General features: G+C 36.7%; 16 protein-coding genes. All 16 read left to right on the top strand.

Annotated features, from left to right (window positions below):
- Window positions 1–415 precede the first annotated feature (415 nt).
- The 16 genes from rseP (at window position 416) to CWR45_RS10725 (ending at window position 19,470) form a co-directional block, all read left to right on the top strand.
- Window positions 416–1,690 carry an RIP metalloprotease RseP gene (rseP, locus tag CWR45_RS10800; RefSeq protein WP_115749871.1) on the top strand — a complete coding sequence of 425 codons (1,275 nt, stop codon included), beginning with the start codon at window positions 416–418 and terminating at the stop codon, window positions 1,688–1,690.
- 216 nt (window positions 1,691–1,906) lie between these two features.
- Window positions 1,907–6,196: a PolC-type DNA polymerase III gene (locus tag CWR45_RS10795; protein WP_115749870.1), complete on the top strand. Its 4,290-nt coding sequence runs from the start codon at window positions 1,907–1,909 to the stop codon at window positions 6,194–6,196.
- Window positions 6,197–6,461: 265 nt separating this feature from the next.
- Complete coding sequence (gene rimP, locus CWR45_RS10790; protein ID WP_115749869.1) at window positions 6,462–6,932, top strand: ribosome maturation factor RimP; 471 nt, start codon at window positions 6,462–6,464, stop codon at window positions 6,930–6,932.
- A 13-nt stretch (window positions 6,933–6,945) separates the two neighbouring features.
- Complete coding sequence (gene nusA / locus CWR45_RS10785; RefSeq protein ID WP_115749868.1) at window positions 6,946–8,040, top strand: transcription termination factor NusA; 1,095 nt, start codon at window positions 6,946–6,948, stop codon at window positions 8,038–8,040.
- 12 nt (window positions 8,041–8,052) lie between these two features.
- The gene (gene rnpM / locus CWR45_RS10780) at window positions 8,053–8,334 is read left to right on the top strand and encodes an RNase P modulator RnpM (RefSeq protein ID WP_115749867.1); all 282 of its coding nucleotides are present in this window, start codon (window positions 8,053–8,055) and stop codon (window positions 8,332–8,334) included.
- Window positions 8,324–8,626, top strand: a complete 303-nt coding sequence (locus CWR45_RS10775) for a YlxQ family RNA-binding protein (RefSeq protein ID WP_115749866.1) — start codon at window positions 8,324–8,326, stop codon at window positions 8,624–8,626. The genes rnpM and CWR45_RS10775 overlap by 11 nt, the downstream gene beginning before the upstream one ends.
- A 16-nt stretch (window positions 8,627–8,642) precedes the next feature.
- Window positions 8,643–10,796, top strand: coding sequence for a translation initiation factor IF-2 (gene infB / locus CWR45_RS10770; protein ID WP_115749865.1), 2,154 nt, complete (start codon window positions 8,643–8,645; stop codon window positions 10,794–10,796).
- Window positions 10,793–11,071 (top strand): DUF503 domain-containing protein, encoded by a 279-nt coding sequence (locus CWR45_RS10765; protein ID WP_115749864.1) that lies wholly within the window; start codon window positions 10,793–10,795, stop codon window positions 11,069–11,071. Before infB ends, CWR45_RS10765 begins: the two co-directional genes overlap by 4 nt.
- 74 nt (window positions 11,072–11,145) lie before the next feature.
- Window positions 11,146–11,487 (top strand): 30S ribosome-binding factor RbfA, encoded by a 342-nt coding sequence (rbfA, locus tag CWR45_RS10760; protein WP_115749863.1) that lies wholly within the window; start codon window positions 11,146–11,148, stop codon window positions 11,485–11,487.
- A gap of 194 nt (window positions 11,488–11,681) precedes the next feature.
- Entirely contained in the window at window positions 11,682–12,569 is an 888-nt protein-coding gene (gene truB / locus CWR45_RS10755) for a tRNA pseudouridine(55) synthase TruB (RefSeq protein WP_115749862.1), read from the top strand.
- 17 nt (window positions 12,570–12,586) lie between these two features.
- Window positions 12,587–13,525 carry a bifunctional riboflavin kinase/FAD synthetase gene (locus CWR45_RS10750; RefSeq protein WP_115749861.1) on the top strand — a complete coding sequence of 313 codons (939 nt, stop codon included), beginning with the start codon at window positions 12,587–12,589 and terminating at the stop codon, window positions 13,523–13,525.
- 214 nt (window positions 13,526–13,739) lie between these two features.
- The gene (gene rpsO / locus CWR45_RS10745; RefSeq protein ID WP_114916417.1) at window positions 13,740–14,009 is read left to right on the top strand and encodes a 30S ribosomal protein S15; all 270 of its coding nucleotides are present in this window, start codon (window positions 13,740–13,742) and stop codon (window positions 14,007–14,009) included.
- 228 nt (window positions 14,010–14,237) lie between these two features.
- Window positions 14,238–16,352 carry a polyribonucleotide nucleotidyltransferase gene (locus CWR45_RS10740; protein WP_115749860.1) on the top strand — a complete coding sequence of 705 codons (2,115 nt, stop codon included), beginning with the start codon at window positions 14,238–14,240 and terminating at the stop codon, window positions 16,350–16,352.
- Between the two features lie 573 nt (window positions 16,353–16,925).
- Window positions 16,926–17,867 (top strand): polysaccharide deacetylase family protein, encoded by a 942-nt coding sequence (locus CWR45_RS10735; RefSeq protein WP_115749859.1) that lies wholly within the window; start codon window positions 16,926–16,928, stop codon window positions 17,865–17,867.
- 64 nt (window positions 17,868–17,931) lie between these two features.
- Window positions 17,932–19,155 (top strand): M16 family metallopeptidase, encoded by a 1,224-nt coding sequence (locus tag CWR45_RS10730; protein ID WP_115749858.1) that lies wholly within the window; start codon window positions 17,932–17,934, stop codon window positions 19,153–19,155.
- 75 nt (window positions 19,156–19,230) lie between these two features.
- Window positions 19,231–19,470 (top strand): YlmC/YmxH family sporulation protein, encoded by a 240-nt coding sequence (locus tag CWR45_RS10725; protein ID WP_115749857.1) that lies wholly within the window; start codon window positions 19,231–19,233, stop codon window positions 19,468–19,470.
- The last annotated feature ends 104 nt before the right edge of the window (window positions 19,471–19,574 follow it).

The raw sequence follows: 19,574 nt of genomic DNA, 5'->3' as shown, positions 1-19,574 counted from the left end.
GACTTGTCTATCAGTGCCAAGAAAATGATAGACACTTCCCCTGCTTACGCAGCGGTTCGGGAAAGAATTCCTTGTAGTCACGCTAAAATGGTCAGATCCTAAAGCGAAGTAGAAGTCATTATATTTAGTGAGGTCCGCTGCGTAGAAACACGCTTAGGACGGGCTAGTGTAGGCGGAAATACAAAGCTTTCAATTGGGCGAGTAATCTTCTCCCAGAATGATGCGAACTTAGCCGTCTCGGTCCTTTTTAGCCTCCTTTTGAACATAAACTCATATTTAAAGCTTATCTTATAAAAAATGATTCTCGCTAAGCCTGTTTTACGAAAGTCTTAATTGCACTTATATGGTTAGAAAGTTATCTATTCTTTCTTACCTATTAAAGAAATCCAATACCAATTGAAGGAAGGTGCTATATTTGACCACTGTTATTGCGTTTATATTGATGTTTGGTATATTAGTGTTTATTCACGAGTGGGGTCATATGATTTTTGCCAAGCGCGCCGGAATGCTTGTCCGTGAATTTGCAATTGGTTTTGGACCAAAGGTTTTTTCATTCACTAAAAACGAAACATTATACACGATTCGTTTAATCCCTGCTGGTGGTTATGTTCGTGTAGCTGGTGAAGATCCCGAAATCATTGAATTAAAACCAGGACACCATATCGGATTAGAATTTAATCAGGCAGGTAAAGTTAATAAAATTATTGTGAACAATAAATCGAAACATCCGAATGCAAGGGTAATCGAGGTGGAGCATGTTGATTTAGATCATCAGTTAATCATCAAAGGTTATGAAATTGATGAAGAAAATGAATTGCTGAGTTTCGATGTAGATGAAAAAGCATTCTTTATCATGGATGAAAAAGAAACACAAATAGCACCATATAATCGACAGTTTGCATCTAAAACAACAGGTCAACGAGCAATGCAATTGTTTGCCGGACCTATGATGAATTTCTTGCTTGCAATTGTAATCTTTATTATTTTAGGAATAATTCAAGGTGTGCCTGTCGATGAAGCACGCATGGGACAGATTCAGCCGAATACACCGGCAGAAGAAGCTGGATTACAACCTAATGATGAAGTCATCCAAATAGAAGATCAATCTGTTTCAACTTGGGAAGAATTTACTAGCATCGTAAGGGATAATCCAGGACAAGAAATGGAACTCGTCATATTAAGAAATGGGAATGAGGAAGTAATAACGATTGTGCCCAACGAGAAAGAGTCGGTTAATCAAAAAGGTGAACCAATTAGCATAGGGCAAATTGGTGTATATCAAGCAACCGAAAAATCTATTCTAGGTACGTTACAGTATGGGTTTATCCAAACCTATGACATAACAAAGCTAGTGTTAACTAACTTAATGATGCTAATTACCGGACAGGTTTCGCTTGATATGCTTTCAGGTCCTGTTGGGATTTATGATGCAACAGATCAAGTGGTCCAAACAGGATTCATGAATTTGCTGTTATGGACTGCAATGCTAAGCGTTAATCTAGGGATTGTTAATCTAGTACCTTTACCTGCACTTGATGGTGGTCGATTACTATTTATTGGAATTGAAGCGATTCGCGGAAAGCCAGTACCACCAGAAAAAGAAGGAATCTTTCATTTTGTAGGGTTTGCATTATTAATGCTCCTAATGATTGTCGTAACATGGAATGATATCCAACGTCTATTCCTGTAGAAGTACTAAAGCGCAAGTGCCCGTTTAGCGACGTACAGAGGTGAGGGAAGTCTCACTAGGAGCTGGGCGTGGCTAACCTTGTCACGGTAATTGAAATAGGAGATTTTATACGTTCCTATTCTAGTAGAAACCAAATCTGAAACCCTTGTCTTATTACTGGCAAGGGTTTCAGGTATTATGACGTTATATTGATGTAGATGAGTAGGAGGGCTATCAATGGATATTTCAAAAGTAGAAAAAATGCACTACTTACTTCAACAACTCCAAATACCAGAAGATTATTGTAAACAATATTTCAATGAGAGCTACTTAGAGAAACTAGAAGTATTTAAGAAAACAAAAACATGGCATTTTCACATTCATGTTGAAAAAGTATTGCCGGTTAATATGTACTTGTTATTACAAGCAAAGCTTAACGAATCCTTCCGTCAAATTGCTTCGGTAGACGTTACGATTACGACAGATAACAAAGCTTGTACGGAAGAAGATATAATCGGTTACTGGAAAAACTATATTACATCGATTACAAACCTTTCTCCGGCATATCGTGATTTGGTGCAAAATCAAGTACCGCAAGTCAACGGTAATAAGATTATGTTAACCGCAAGAAATGAAGCAGAAGGAAGTGCACTTAAAAAGCGACTTGAGGCAGATTTTAATATTTATTGTAAAAAAATTGGAACTTTATCTTATTCACTAGAAATTGATGTGAAAACAAATTTAGCAGATCTTGAGAAGTTCAAGGAACAGACGGCAAAGGAAGATCAGCAAATAGTACTAAAAACGGTTCAAGAAAAAGAAAAACGTGACCAAGCAAAGGCGACGAATGATAATCAGCCATTACAGCTTGGTCATAAGATTCAAGATGAACCAATACAAATGGAACAAATTCAAGATGAGGAACGCCGTGTAACGGTACAAGGATACATTTTCTCTGTTGAAGTTCGAGAATTGCGTTCAGGCAGAAGCTTATTAATTGTTAAAGCAACCGATTATACAGATTCACTGCAAATTAAGAAGTTTTCAAACAGTGACGACGATGTTGCACAATTTAAATCTGTTAAAGAAGGAATGTGGATTAAGGCGAGAGGAAGCATTCAGACAGATATGTATTCTAATGAGCTTGCGATGATGGCAAATGATATTCATGAGATTAAAGTAGAGCAACGTAGAGATGAAGCAGATGAAGATGAGAAACGTGTCGAATTACACGCACATACAACAATGAGTCAAATGGATGCGGTTGTCTCACCAAGTGCACTTGTTAGTCAGGCGGCAAAATGGGGACATAAAGCAGTTGCTATTACAGATCATGCTGGTGTTCAAGGATTTCCAGATGCACATGCAGCAGGTAAAAAGAATGGCATTAAAGTTTTATATGGTGTAGAAGCTAACTTAGTCGATGATGGTGTACCAATTGCATATAATGAAAGAGATTTAGATTTAGAAGAAGCTACTTATGTCGTATTTGACGTGGAAACTACAGGTTTGTCAGCGGTATACGATACGATAATTGAGCTTGCAGGGGTGAAAATTCACAAAGGGGAAATCATTGACCGGTTTGAAGCATTTGCTAACCCGCATCATCCATTATCAGAAACGACAATTGAATTAACAGGAATTACAGATGATATGGTTAAAGACGCTCCAGAGGTTGCTGAGGTAATTAAAGATTTTTATGACTGGATGGGAAGTGATGTTCTCGTCGCTCATAATGCAAGCTTTGATATGGGATTCTTGAATCAGGCACTAAATAGAATCAGCTATGATAAGGCGGACAATCCTGTTGTCGATACATTGGAATTAGCTCGTTTTCTTTTGCCAGAATTGAAAAATCATCGACTAAATACACTATGTAAGCATTTAGAGATTGAACTGACACAACATCACCGAGCAATATATGATGCAGAAGCAACAGGTTATTTACTTTGGAAGCTTGTACAAAGGCTGCTAAATCAAGAAATTGTAAATCATAATCAATTAAATAGTCATATGGGTGAAGGAAATGCATATCAACGCTCAAGGCCTTATCATTGTATTCTGCTTGCGAAAACAGAAGAAGGGTTAAAAAATCTGTATAAGTTAGTCTCCTATGCACATATTGACTATTTCTACCGTGTTCCAAGACTACCAAGGTCCGTTTTACAAAAGCATCGGCAAGGATTATTAGTTGGGACTGCATGTGATCGCGGGGAAGTTTTTGAAACGATGATGCAAAAGTCTGCTGAAGAGGCGGAGCATGTTGCTGAATTTTATGATTATATTGAAGTGCAGCCTCCGGCAAATTATGTTCATCTTATTGAGAAGGATCTTGTTCAAAATGAAGCACAGGTATTAGATATTATTTCAAAAATTGTTGATATGGGAAACAGGATGAATAAAATGGTTGTTGCTACAGGTAATGTCCATTATATTGATGAGCATGATAAGCAATACCGACAAATCCTGATTTCATCTCAAGCGGGCAACCCGTTAAGCCGACAAACATTGCCAGATACTCCTTTCCGTACGACAAACGAAATGCTAGATTGTTTTCATTTCTTAGGGAAAGAAAAGGCATATGAAATTGTCGTGACGAATCCAAATCAGCTTGCAGAAGAGATTGAGGAGCTTTCACCAGTAAAGGACGGTCTATACACACCGACCATAGATGGAGCAGATCAAGAAATGCGCGATCTCTGCTACTCAAATGCAAAACGAATTTATGGTGAACCAGTACCTAAAATTGTTGTAGATCGATTAGAAAAAGAGTTAGAAAGTATTATTGGTCATGGATTTGCAGTTATTTATTTAATTTCCCATAAGCTTGTTAAGAAGTCACTTGATGACGGATACCTCGTTGGTTCTCGTGGGTCGGTAGGTTCGTCTTTAGTTGCTACATTGTCAGAAATTACCGAAGTAAACCCACTTGTACCTCATTATGTTTGTCCTGAATGCCAATATAATGAGTTTATTACAGACGGTTCAGTCGGAAGTGGATTTGATTTACCAGATAAAAATTGTCCGAATTGTAATGCATCATTAAAAAAAGATGGACATGATATTCCGTTTGAAACATTCCTTGGCTTTAAGGGAGATAAAGTACCGGATATTGATTTGAACTTCTCAGGTGATTACCAACCACGGGCACATAACTATACTAAAGTGTTGTTTGGTGATGATAAAGTTTTTCGTGCAGGCACAATTGGTACGGTTGCAGAAAAAACAGCCTATGGCTATGTAAAAGGATATGCATCAGATAGGCAATTAGTATTTAAAAACGCGGAAATAGATCGTCTAGTTAAGGGAAGTACGGGTGTTAAGAGAACTACTGGACAGCATCCAGGAGGAATAATTGTTGTACCTGATGATAAGGAAATATATGATTTTACACCAATTCAGTTCCCTGCTGATGATCGAAATAGTGAATGGAAAACGACACATTTTGATTTCCATTCCATCCATGATAATTTATTGAAGCTAGATATTCTTGGTCATGATGATCCGACCGTGATACGTATGCTTCAAGACCTAAGTGGCATTGATCCAAAAACGATACCAACAGATGATCCAGATGTATTTAAACTATTTTCAGGAACAGAGGCACTTGGTGTTACATCAGAACAAATTAATAGTAAAACAGGTACATTTGGACTACCTGAATTTGGTACGAAATTTGTAAGGCAAATGCTAGAAGATACAAAGCCATCTACATTTGCTGAGCTTCTCATTATATCTGGATTATCTCATGGTACAGATGTATGGTTAGGTAATGCTCAAGACTTAATCAATGATGGTACTTGTGTATTAACAGAGGTTATCGGTTGTCGTGATGACATTATGGTATATCTAATCCATAAAGGGTTGGAAGCTTCGTTAGCATTTAAAATTATGGAATCTGTCCGTAAAGGTAAAGGATTGCAGGATGAATGGATAGTCGAAATGAGGAAAAACAATGTGCCTAATTGGTATATTGATTCCTGTAAAAAAATTAAATATATGTTCCCTAAAGCACATGCTGCTGCATATGCATTAAACGCAATCCGAATAGCATATTTCAAAGTACACTATCCAATTTACTTTTATGCTGCGTATTTCACGGTACGGGCTGATGATTTTGATCTAATTACGATGCATAAAGGTTCAGAGGCAATACGAAAACAAATTCAAGGGATTACTGCTAAAGGAAACGAGGCTTCACCGAAAGAGAAAAACTTATTAACTGTATTAGAACTCTCACTTGAGATGTGTGAACGTGGACTTTCATTTAAGAAGGTTGATTTATATAAATCAAGTGCAACGGAATTTATCGTAGACGGAGATAGCTTAATCCCTCCGTTTAATGCAGTTGATGGTTTAGGTACAAACGCTGCATTAAACATTGTTAAAGCACGTGAAGAAGGAGAATTCCTTTCTAAAGAAGATTTACGTGAACGCAGTAAGATTTCCAAAACTGTGTTAGAGTACCTTGATAATATTGGTTGTCTAGAAGGTATGGAAGAGAAAAATCAACTTTCCCTGTTTTAATAATGAGTCAATGTTTTGTTGAATTGGTAAATCTTGCATCACATATGCGGATGTGATATAATACTTTGTGGTAAGTAATGATACGGACAGTCAAAGAGTGGGTGAAAACCCACTCTTTCTTCATAGTTCTATTCCACATTGACAAAACTTTCCCTTGCCACACGTTCAGGCGGGGATTTTATTTTTACATGAGGGATAAATGAAGAAGCGTGGATTAGTCCATAATATATGTAAGACTACAATTGAATATAAAGGAGGATGAAAGTTGAGTTCTCAAGTAATAAAAACAGCAGAAGAATTAGTTCTACCCATTCTGGAAGAAAAGAATTTAGAACTTGTGGATATCGAATATGTCAAAGAAGGAAAAAATTGGTTTCTTCGTCTATATATCGATAAACCAGGCGGGATTGATATTACAGAATGTGGCGATGTATCTGAAGCGCTAAGTGAGAAGCTTGATGCAACAGATCCAATAAAAGACCCATATTTTTTAGAAGTCTCCTCACCAGGTGTTGAAAGACCACTTAAAACTACAGAAGACTTTAATAAAAATATATCAAAAAACATGTATATTAAACTATATGAGCCAATTGATAATGAAAAAGAGTTTGAAGGAATTTTAAAGAATTTTGAAGATAATATATTAACGATTGAATATAAACTTAAAAATCGAGTAAAACAAGTGGAGATTCCATACGACAAAATAGCAAAAGCTAGAATTGCTGTCACGTTTTAAGGGGGAAAAGATAGTGAGCAGTCAGTTGTTTGATGCAATTGATAATTTATCAAATGAAAAAGGTATTGACAAAGAAGTATTACTAGAGGCTTTGGAAGCAGCATTAATCTCAGCATATAAGAAGAATTTTCAATCTGCCTCAAATGTTAGAGTCGAACTAAATGAAACAACTGGAAAAATGAGTGTTTACTCAAGAAAAATTGTTGTTGAGGAAGTAGAGGATTCACAGTTAGAAGTTTCATTAGATGAAGCTAGAAAGCTTGATCCCAACTATGAATTAGAAGATACGATTGAATTAGAGGTAACACCGAAAGATTTCGGGCGAATTGCTGCACAGGCTGCTAAGCAAGTTGTAACACAACGAGTTCGAGAGGCAGAACGTGGCGTTATTTTCTCAGAATATATTGATCGTGAAGAAGATGTAATGACAGGGATTATTCAGCGTGAAGATCCGCGATTCGTATATGTAAATTTAGGGAAAATTGAAGCTAAGCTAGCGGAAGCTGAACAGATGCCAAATGAGGAATACAACATACATGACCGATTAAAAGTATTTGTTACAAAGGTTGAGAACACAAGTAAGGGACCGCAAATTTATGTCTCAAGATCTCACCCTGGACTGTTAAAACGGCTATTTGAAATGGAAGTTCCAGAAATTTTCGATGGTATTGTAGAAATTAAGTCTGTAGCAAGGGAAGCAGGCGATCGTTCGAAACTTTCCGTATACGCTGCAAACCCTGAAATCGATCCAGTTGGCTCTTGTGTAGGTCAAAGAGGACAACGCGTACAGGCAATCGTCGATGAATTAAAAGGTGAAAAAATCGATATTGTCGAGTGGTCAGAAGATCCGAAAGTATATGTTTCAAATGCATTAAGCCCTTCAAAAGTGGTTGATGTCATTGTAAATGAAGAGGAAAAGTCAACAACAGTAATAGTCCCCGACTATCAATTATCGTTAGCAATTGGTAAACGTGGTCAGAATGCAAGATTAGCTGCGAAGCTAACTGGCTGGAAAATTGATATTAAAAGCGAAACAGAAGCAAGAGAAGAAGGTATGTTAACTGGAGAAGATACGTATTCAGAGGAAGCAGAAGACTTGTTCGAATAAGGAGGGATACGTATGGTAAAACAGAGAAAGACACCAGAACGCAAATGTATTGTAACGAATGAAATGAAACCTAAGAAAGATCTTATCCGTGTTGTTCGCAACAAAGAGGGAGAGGTTTTTGTAGATCCTACAGGTAAGAAAAATGGACGTGGTGCTTACGTATCACGTGATTTGGATGTTATTACAAAAGCGGAGAAATCAAATGCACTAAATCGGCAGTTAAATGCGGAAGTAGATCCTTCTATTTATGAAGAATTAAGAATGCTTGTCGCAGGTAATGGCAATGAAAAATAGTTATTTAAACTTAATCGGACTTGCATATCGAGCTAGAAAATGCTCATTAGGTGAAGAATTGATTGTTAAAGATATTCAAAACCAACGAGCGAAATTAGTATTATTAGCAAGTGATATCGGTCCCCAAACGAAGAAGAAACTAATGGATAAATGTAGTTATTATAATGTGCCAGTTGTGATAGTAGATGATCGGGAAACGCTATCTAACGCAATTGGGAAATCCCAAAGAGTTGCAGTTGGTATTTTAGATGCTGGATTTGCGACTAAAATACAATCGTTGTTGGGTAATTAATCTCGGGGGTGAACGTATGAGCAAAATGCGTGTATATGAATATGCAAAACAAAATAATACGTCAAGTAAAGATGTAATTGACTATCTAAAGGAATTGGATGTGGACGTTTCGAATCATATGTCAACAATATCAGATGATACTAAAGAAAAATTAGATAAGAAGTTTGTTAGTCAGCCAAAGAATAGTGAGAAGAATGTACAACAAACGACTGTTAAAAATGAATCAAATAATAACGGGTCAAATCAAATGAAAAAGAAAGATAATCGTCCAGAGAAGAAAGCTAACACAACAACGCAAAACAATAAATCTGGTGGCCACCAAAAGAATAATAGAAATCAAAATAGACGTCCGAATCACTTTAATAAAGGCAGAGGTAATAAGCAAACTTCAACAAAACAATCAACTGTTGTAGAGACGCCTAAAAAGATTACTTACAGTGATACATTAACAGTAAGCGGGTTAGCTAGTAAGCTTTATAAAAAAGAAGCGGAAATTATTAAAAAGTTAATGTTCATGGGTGTAATGGCAACGAAAAATCAAGATTTAGACGATGATACAATCGAACTAATTTGTAACGATTATAATGTAGAAGTAGAGAAAGAAATTATTATTGAAGATACGAATTTTGACAAATATATCGTTGAAGAAAAACCAGAAGATCTTGTTGAACGACCTGCTGTTGTAACAATTATGGGGCATGTTGACCATGGTAAAACGACAACACTTGACTCGATTCGTAATACGAAGGTAACTGCAGGCGAAGCTGGTGGAATTACACAGCATATTGGTGCGTATCAAGTAGAAGTTAATGATAAGAAAATAACGTTCTTAGATACACCTGGACATGCTGCATTTACTAGCATGCGCTCACGTGGTGCACAAGTTACAGATATTGCTATACTTGTTGTTGCGGCAGATGACGGTGTTATGCCACAAACAATTGAAGCAATTAACCATGCGAAAGCAGCGGAAGTACCGATTATTGTAGCGGTGAACAAAGTGGATAAAGAAGCAGCAAACCCTGACCGAGTAATGCAAGAGTTAACTGAACATGGTCTTGTACCAGAAGACTGGGGCGGAGAAACAATTTTCGTGAAGATATCCGCGAAACAGCATACAGGTATTGATGATTTATTAGAAATGATTTTACTTGTAGCTGAAGTTGAGGAATTAAAAGCAAATCCAAATGCAAATGGATTTGGTACTGTTATTGAGGCAGAGCTTGATAAGGGTAGGGGATCTGTTGCAACGTTACTTGTACAAAATGGTACCTTAAATGTTGGGGATTCTGTAGTCGTCGGTAATACTTTTGGCCGTGTTCGTGCAATGGTAAATGATCTTGGCGAACGAGTTACAAGTGTTGGGCCATCGACTCCTGTTGCAATTACCGGATTACATGATGTACCACAAGCTGGTGATCAATTCTTAGTATTTAAAGATGAGAAGAAAGCTCGTCAAATTGGTGAAGCTCGTCAGCAAAAACACATTATGGAAAATCGTCATGAACAAACGAAAATTAGCCTAGATGATTTATTTGAGCAAATTAAACTAGGTGAAATGAAGGAATTAAATATTATCATTAAGGCAGATGTACAAGGTTCTGCTGAAGCACTTTCATCATCACTTCAAAAAATTGATGTGGAAGGCGTTAATATTAAAATCATCCATGCAGGTGTTGGAGCGATTACGGAGTCAGATATTATTCTAGCATCAGCTTCAAATGCGATTGTTATCGGCTTTAACGTTCGTCCAGATGTTAATGCGAAAAAAGCAGCAGAATCTGAAAAAGTTGATGTTCGCCTGCATCGTGTTATTTACAGTGCAATTGAAGAAATTGAATCAGCGATGAAAGGCTTGCTTGATCCAGAATTTGAAGAAAAAGTTATTGGCCAAGCGGAAGTTCGCGAAACATTTAAAGTTTCTAAAGTTGGTACAATTGCTGGAAGCTATGTAACGGATGGTAAAATAACAAGAGATTCCAGTATTCGTTTAATCCGTGATGGTATTGTGTTATTCGAAGGTGAAATTGATACGCTAAAACGTTTCAAAGATGATGTAAAAGAAGTAGCACAAAACTATGAATGTGGTATTACAATTGCAAACTTTAATGACCTTAAAGAAGGCGATGTAATTGAAGCATACAAAATGGTAGAAATCGAACGTAAATGATTGTACTTGCGGAGGTTGAATGTAAGTTATATGAAGGGAATTCACTCAAAGCAAAACGCTCTGTTGTAAAAAGATTATTAGCGAAGTTACGCAAGGATTATAATGTGTCTGTAACTGAACTGGATTATCATGATCTTTGGCAAAGGTCCAAGATAGGGATTGTCACGATTTCAATAGACTTATCTCATGCCGAACAAAGAATTCAAAAGACGTTGCAAGTTATTGATTCATTTCCAGAATTAGAACGTACGATTACAACTGTAGAACGCATATAAAAGTTCCTTTTCCCTGTTCTTTTTTCATAGAGCAGGTGAGAAGGATAATAGGTTTTTGATGAGGTGAAAGTATAATGTCTGAATTACGTGCAAATAGAATTGCAGAACAAATGAAAAAAGAGTTAGGTGAAATAATAACGCGCAAGATAAAAGATCCGCGAGTTGGATTCGTTACAGTAACGGATGTTGAAGTGACCGGTGACTTGCAGCAGGCAAAGATATTTATTTCCGTTTTAGGCGATGAGAAGCAAAAACAGGAAACACTTACTGGACTTGCGAAAGCGAAAGGGTTTATTCGCACAGAAATCGGTAGACGAATTCGTCTTCGTAAAACACCAGAACTAATTTTTGAATTTGATGAAGCATTTGAATATGGCAATCGCATCGATACGATTTTACGTGATCTAAATAAATAAACATATTAATCTGACTCGGTTATTCATTTAGCCGGTCAGATTTTTCCATGGATAAAACTTGACTTAAATTATGATGGTAATAGGCAATTTGTCACTTTCCTGTGACGGAAATGGTTGTTATTAGCAACCAGACAATACAGCCTGAGCCTAAGCGTATGAGAACTTCAATATTTTATGTTTTTGGAGCTGATTAAATGAATGGTATTTTACCATTATGGAAGCCAAAAGGAATGACATCACACGATTGCGTGATGAAGTGTAGAAGGCTGTTTAAAACTAAGAAAGTTGGCCACACTGGAACCCTAGATCCCGAGGTGGAAGGTGTATTGCCAATTTGTATTGGTGAAGCGACTAAAATTGTCTCGTTTTTAACCGATACGAAAAAAACGTATATTGCAGAAGTGAAATTGGGTACTTCGACTGAAACAGAAGATGCTGAGGGGAAAATAGTAGAAGAAAAGAAAGTATTAAATCCCCCTACAACAGAAAAGATTATGGAAGTACTGCAATCTTTCATGGGAACGATTACACAAATTCCTCCAATGTATTCTGCTGTTAAGGTCAATGGAAGAAAACTTTATGAATATGCAAGGGCAAATGAACCAGTGGACCGACCTCAACGTAAGATTACGATTTACGATATCCAATTATTATCAACGAAGACAGATAGTTTCAAAATCAAAGTGCTTTGTTCAAAAGGTACGTATATCCGTACATTATGTGTTGATATTGGTAAGGAATTAGGTTATCCTGCACATATGTCAAGTTTAGTTCGGACAGAAACAGGATCATTTTCCGAGAAAAATACAGTGACTTTTGCTAATATAGAAGAGGCTGCAGAAATTAATGAACAACAAAGATTACTAGTGCCTATCATTCATGGCGTGAATCATTTAGACCGCTTGGATGTTGATGAGGTGACGAAATTAAAAGTTATGAATGGACAGAAGCTGAAGTCGCCGACTCAAGTAATCAAAACAAATCCATTCTTAGTTGTTCACCAGCAGCAGTTATTAGCAATTTATCAAAACCACCCTGATAAACCCGAGGAAATTAAACCAGTTCGTGTTTTTAATGGGTGAGAAAGAAGTGAAAGAAATTGAGAACATTTGAATTAACATACCCACATGCCCTAGTTCTGGATGAATTACCGAATACAATAAGTGCGATTGGATTTTTTGATGGTATACATAAGGGTCATCAGAAAGTAATTCAAGCGGCAATCGATGAAGCTAAAGAGAAGCGTATGGAGAGTGCTGTTATTTCCTTTCATCCACACCCATCCGTAGTATTAAAAAAAGATACGCAACATGTGAAATACATTACACCGTTAAAAGAAAAAAAGGAACTGCTTAAGCAATTAAATGTAGATCGATTATATATTATTGAATTTAATCAAGAACTATCTAAATTATCACCACAGGAATTTATTGATCACTTCATAATCGGATTAAATATTAAACATTTAGTAGCTGGGTTTGATTATTCGTTTGGCCATAAGGGGAGTGGAAACATGAATAATATAGCTGACTATACGAGAGATAAGTTTACATTTACGACAATTGATAAATTCACTTTGGATGATGAGAAGGTCAGTTCAACAAGAATTAGAGAGCTTTTACAAACCGGAAAAGTAGAGGAAGCGAATCGTTTACTTGGAAGATTCTTTAAGCTAGATGGAATTGTAATAAAAGGCGACCAGCGTGGAAGAGTTCTAGGCTATCCAACTGCAAACTTAAGAGTCAATCCTGATGCATTGCTACCAAAACAAGGGATCTATGCTGTAAAAGTAATCTACAAGAATGAAACTTATGAAGGTATGGCTAGTATTGGAACAAACCCAACATTTACTGCTGAACGTGAGGACCTATCAGTCGAAGTAAATATATTTGACTATAATAATGATTTGTATGGGGAAGAATTATACATTGAGTGGTATAAGTACATCCGTGATGAAGAGAAATTTGCTAATGCTGAGGAGTTAATCGAACAATTAGCATTAGATGAGAAAAACATTCGTGCTTATTTTAGCAGATAACATGAATTCTAGCTTTCTCATTTCATAAGTGTAACTGTGGCTAATATCAAGCGAACTGGGCTAAACTAAAATAATTCAACACATGAATGCATTTCTTCTTGCATTTTATCTCAAAAAACGTTATGCTTATATTCGTAAAACCGTTGCTTGGCAAATCGTAACTCCGACGCTTGCTAGGGAACTGGGGATATAGAAATTATAGGAGGTGAGCCAGATGGCTATTACACAAGAGCGTAAGAATGAAATTATCAATGAATACAAAGTTCATGATACAGATACTGGTTCTCCAGAAGTACAAATCGCTGTACTAACTGAAGAAATCACAACTCTAAATGAACATTTACGTGTTCATAAAAAAGATCACCATTCACGTCGTGGTTTATTGAAAATGGTAGGTAAACGTCGTAATTTACTTAACTATCTTCGTAATAAAGATGTTACACGTTACCGCGAATTAATTAAACGACTTGGATTACGTCGATAATCTTAAAAAGCAGGAGAAATCCTGCTTTTTCTATTATTATAAGGTATAATACATAAGATAAGAAAACTTGGTTGTCACCAAGCCTTTCGGTGACAACCTTAGTTGCAATTATGTAGTAAGAAATATTTTTATACTTTCTTAACTACTAAAGAAAATCGAATTTACTTTTTTTCATTTAAAATATAAAATGGAAAATATATCGTGGTATTGAAAGGAGCACTTTAACTAATGGCAGAAGAAAAACACGTATTTTCTACAGAAATTGCTGGTAAAACATTTACTGTAGAAATTGGAGAATTAGCGAAGCAAGCAAATGGTGCTTGTATGGTCCATTATGGAGATACATCGGTACTTGCTGTTGCAACAGCTTCAAAAGAACCAAAAGATTTACCATTTTTTCCATTAACAGTTAACTATGAAGAACGTTTATATGCAGTAGGGAAAATCCCTGGAGGCTTCATCAAACGTGAGGGTAGACCAAGTGAAAAGGCAATCCTTAATTCACGATTGATTGATCGACCAATTCGCCCACTATTTCCAGATGGATTTAGAAATGAAGTTCAAGTAATTAGTATGGTCATGAGTGCTGACCAAGATTGTCCATCCGAAATTGCAGCAATGATTGGATCATCTATTGCATTAGGTGTTTCCGATATTCCATTCGCTGGTCCGATTGCAGGGGTACATGTTGGAAGAGTTGACGGCGAATTTGTCATTAATCCAACTGTTGAACAAGCTGAGAAAAGCGATATTGAATTAACGGTTGCAGGTACGAAAGATGCGATTAATATGGTTGAAGCGGGTGCATTTGAAGTACCTGAAGAAATCATGCTAGAAGCAATCCTTTTCGGTCACAAGGAAATTGTTCGTCTTGTTGAGTTCCAAGAGGAAATTGTAAAACAAATTGGTTTAGACAAATTTGAAGTTATCGTATCTGAATTCGATGAAGCGCTAGTTGCACGAGTAGAAGCAGAGGCAAAAGTTAAATTGCATGAAGCAATCCAAGTTCAAGAGAAGCATGCAAGAGACGATGCAATTAATCTTGTTAGAGAAGAAGTGCTAGCTTCATTTGAAGAGGATGAACAAGAGCTTATTAAAGAAGTTAAATCCATTTTAGATAAAATGGTGAAAGAAGAAGTGCGTCGATTAATAACGGTTGAGAAGATTCGTCCAGATGGAAGAAAAATTGATGAAATTCGCCCGTTATCATCTCGAGTACATTTACTTCCGAGAACACATGGTTCGGGATTATTTACACGTGGACAAACCCAAGCACTTAGTATTTGTACTCTAGGAGCATTAGGTGATGTTCAAATATTAGACGGGCTAGATTTAGAAGAGACAAAACGATTTATGCACCACTATAATTTCCCGCAATTCAGTGTTGGCGAAACAGGACCTATTAGAGGACCTGGTCGTCGTGAAATTGGACATGGGGCGCTTGGGGAACGAGCACTTGAAAAAGTAATCCCATCTGAAAAGGAATTTCCATATACGATTCGTTTAGTTTCAGAAGTATTAGAATCAAATGGCTCTACATCTCAAGCGAGTATTTGTGCTAGTACATTAGCGATGATGGATGCAGGGGTTCCTATCAAAGCTCCAGTTGCGGGAATTGCAATGGGTCTAGTAAAATCCGGCGATGACTATAGTATTCTAACGGATATTCAAGGTATGGAAGATGCGCTTGGTGACATGGACTTTAAAGTTGCTGGAACTGCAAAAGGTGTTACAGCATTGCAAATGGATATTAAGATCGATGGATTATCAAATGAGATTTTATCAGAGGCATTGGCGCAGGCTAAAAAAGGTCGTATGCAAATTTTAGATTCTATGTTAGCTACGATTAATGAGCCGAAATCAGAGCTTTCTGAGTATGCACCTAAAATCTTAACGATGGAAATTAATCCTGACAAAATTCGCGATGTTATTGGACCGGGCGGGAAGCAAATTAATAAAATCATTGATGAAACAGGCGTTAAGATTGATATCGAACAGGATGGTAAAGTCTTTATCTCCTCAACTAACTCATCAATGAATAAAGAAGCTCAGAAGATCATTGAGGATATTGTAAGAGAAGTCGAAGTTGGGCAAATGTACTTAGGAACTGTTAAGCGAATTGAGAAATTCGGGGCATTTGTTGAATTGTTTAAAGGTAAGGACGGACTCGTTCATATCTCTGAATTAGCAGAAGAAAGAACGAATAAAGTTGAAGACGCCGTATCAATTGGCGATCAAATCATGGTAAAAGTGAAAGAAATTGATCGACAAGGACGAATTAATCTTTCTCGCAAAGCTGTTTTAATTGAAGATAGAGAAAGAAAAGAGAAGGCTAATCAATAATTTAATAAAGTTTGAAAAAGGAAGCTGGAGAATCAGTTTCTTTTTTTATACCCATTTTTAGTGCAGTTTATATATAAAATGCGAACTAAGTAGGAGCAAAGTTGATTTTCGCCTCGGACAGTCGCGCATCCGGAGGGCTCGAGCTGAGCCCCTAGCAAAGACCGCTATGGTCTCAACATCTTCGCTGTTCCCGCAGGAGTCTCCTGTCCTCCGCTACAATCAACGGCGTTTAGAGAGGTAATACCGTAGCATCTTTTGAAGAAAATACTAAAAATTACAACCGCACAATCCTAGCGGAAGAAATACACGAAGACTCCTGCCGGAGGAAGGGCTTAGATGTGACTTCGAAGTGCGTCAGCACAAGATGGCTCACCAGCCCCCCGCGGAAAGCGAAGTGTATTTTTGGAGCGGTTGGCTAGAAGCACCTAACTAGTTCGCAATTTATATCGACTGTTCATTAATATCGATTTCCAGTAAATGAAGCAATCTTTAAGAAAACAGTATTGGAAAATGATTTGTATTGGTATAAACCTGTCCATCTTATGCATAAAGATGTATGGGAGGGATAAACCGATGAAACACTATCGTAAGTATGTTAATTTATTTATTTTTTCAATCCTAGTCATACTAACATTCAATTCGCAATATAATCCATTTCAAATAAGAGACGTTCCGATCTTCTCACAGAATAAAAAAGAAGATGCGCTGTATCAAGAAATTTTAGAAAAACAGTCAAATTATCATGAAGAACCGCAAGATGCTTATATTGATGACGTTTGGAAAAAAACACCGGGAAGAAATGGGCGAGCGGTTGATGTTGATAAATCGTATGAAAAAATGAAAGATGTAGGCGTGTTTGATGATTCCTTACTCGTTTATAAACAAATCGAACCAGAAATCTCGCTGTCTGACCTACCAGCTTCACCAATTTATCGTGGACATCCTGAAAAGAAAATGGTTTCATTAATGATAAATGTATCATGGGGAACAGAGTATATACCGACAATATTGAAAACATTACAAGAGAATAAAGTGAAGGCAACGTTTTTTATTGAAGGAAAGTGGGCGAAGGAAAATGCTGAGTTAGTGAAAATGATTGATGAGCAAGGTCATATTATTGGCAATCATGCATATAACCATCCCGACATGGCAAGAATATCCAATCAAAAAATCGTTGAGCAAATTGCACAAACGAATGATATACTAAGCGCGATTACTGGGAAAACACCAAAATGGTTCGCACCTCCGAGTGGAAGTTTCAATGAGCAGGTAGTACAATCGGCTTATAACCTAAAAATGGAAACGATACTTTGGACAGTAGATACCATTGATTGGAAGAAACCGTCTGTATCTGTTATGATGAATCGAGTAAATAGTAAACTACATCCAGGGGCTACAATATTAATGCATCCAACTCAGGTTATCGCTGAAGGACTTGATTTATTGATCAAAAGTATTAAAGAAAATGAATATCGAATCGGCACTATTGATAAACTATTAAGCAATGATAGATAATGGAAGTAATGATACACGATTATGATGTAGTGAAGCCTTGATTCAAACTATAGGAGGAACCGTATTGATAGAAAAACATAATTGTAAAAACGGTGTAAGGATTGTATTAGAAAATATACCTGCTGTACGCTCCGTAACCATTGGTATTTGGGTGTTAACAGGTTCACGAAATGAAAGTGAACAAAACAACGGGATTTCTCACTTTATCGAGCATATGCTTTTTAAAGGCACAAAGACACGAACAGCACAAGATATTGCGGAAGCATTTGATTCAATTGGAGGACAAATAAACGCGTTTACCTCAAAAGAATATACTTGTTTCTATGCAAAAGTATTGGATACTCATAAGGATCATGCATTAGAAATTTTGGCAGATATGTTCTTTAACTCTACTTTCGATGAAGAAGAGATGGAAAGAGAAAAGAAAGTTGTATTTGAAGAAATCAAAATGTATGAAGATACACCAGATGATATAGTCCATGATTTATTAGCTAAGGCATCTTTTGGAAAGCATCCACTTGGCTATTCTATCCTAGGTACAGAGGGACATTTGAAATCTTTTATACCAGATGATTTACGCAACTACATTAATGATCGCTACACACCTGAAAATGTCGTTATTTCTGTTGCAGGAAATGTTGAGAAATCTTTTGTAAACAGTATTGAAAATTATTTCGGTTCATATCAATCAAAGAACAGCCAATCATCCATTTTGAAACCAACTTTCTTAGCCAACAATATTGAACAATTTAAGGATACTGAGCAAGCACATTTATGCTTCGGATTTAGTGGGCTGCCAGTAGGTGATGAAAATGCGTATAGCTTAGTCATTATGAATAATGTATTAGGCGGCAGCATGAGTTCAAGACTATTTCAGGATGTAAGGGAAAAACGAGGGTTAGCATATTCCGTATTCTCTTATCACAGTTCATTTTTAGATAATGGTTTATTAACGATCTATGCTGGCACTGGGAAAGAACAATTACCATTACTTCGGGATACAATCAAACAGACTGTAGATACTCTGATTGATAAAGGATTAACAGATAAAGAATTACATAATAGTAAGGAGCAACTAAAAGGGAATCTCATGCTAGGCTTAGAAAGCACTAGTAGTCGAATGAACAGAAACGGCAGGAATGAATTATTATTACAGCGTCACCGTACATTGGATGAGATGATTCGTGAAATCGATGCAGTAGATCATCAATCGATTCAAAAGGTAATTGAGTCGACCTTTAATCAACCTGCATCAACCGCATTAATTGGACCAGATAAAATGAATTAATAAGACGACTATCTAACATAGCTGCTTATTTCTCGCATATATATGTATTACTTAGGTATAAATGGAGGTAATGTGATGCGTTTTAAGGAGATCAGTGGCAAGGAAATTGTCAATGTTAATGAAGGTACAAGATTAGGGATATTAGGACAAACCGATTTAGAGATTAATGAGCAGACAGGACAAATCGAAGCCTTTATTATTCCAAATTATAAGTGGTTTGGATTAAAAAAAGAGGGAGAAGAAACAAAAATTCGCTGGAAATCGATTAAAAAAATCGGTGAGGATATGATTATGGTGGAAACAGAAACACTTTAGTACTTTTCTTTAAAAATTGGCTGAGTTCAGCTATCATGCGATTTAGGCTAATATCACAAAGTTGTGATATTAGCCTTTTACATTTTTATTCCAAACTCCTTATC

Source organism: Oceanobacillus chungangensis (genome assembly GCF_003369565.1).
Classification (GTDB): domain Bacteria; phylum Bacillota; class Bacilli; order Bacillales; family Amphibacillaceae; genus Oceanobacillus; species Oceanobacillus chungangensis.
The sequence above is the reverse complement of the archived record's forward strand: the minus strand, read 5'-3'. Positions and strand labels throughout refer to the sequence as shown.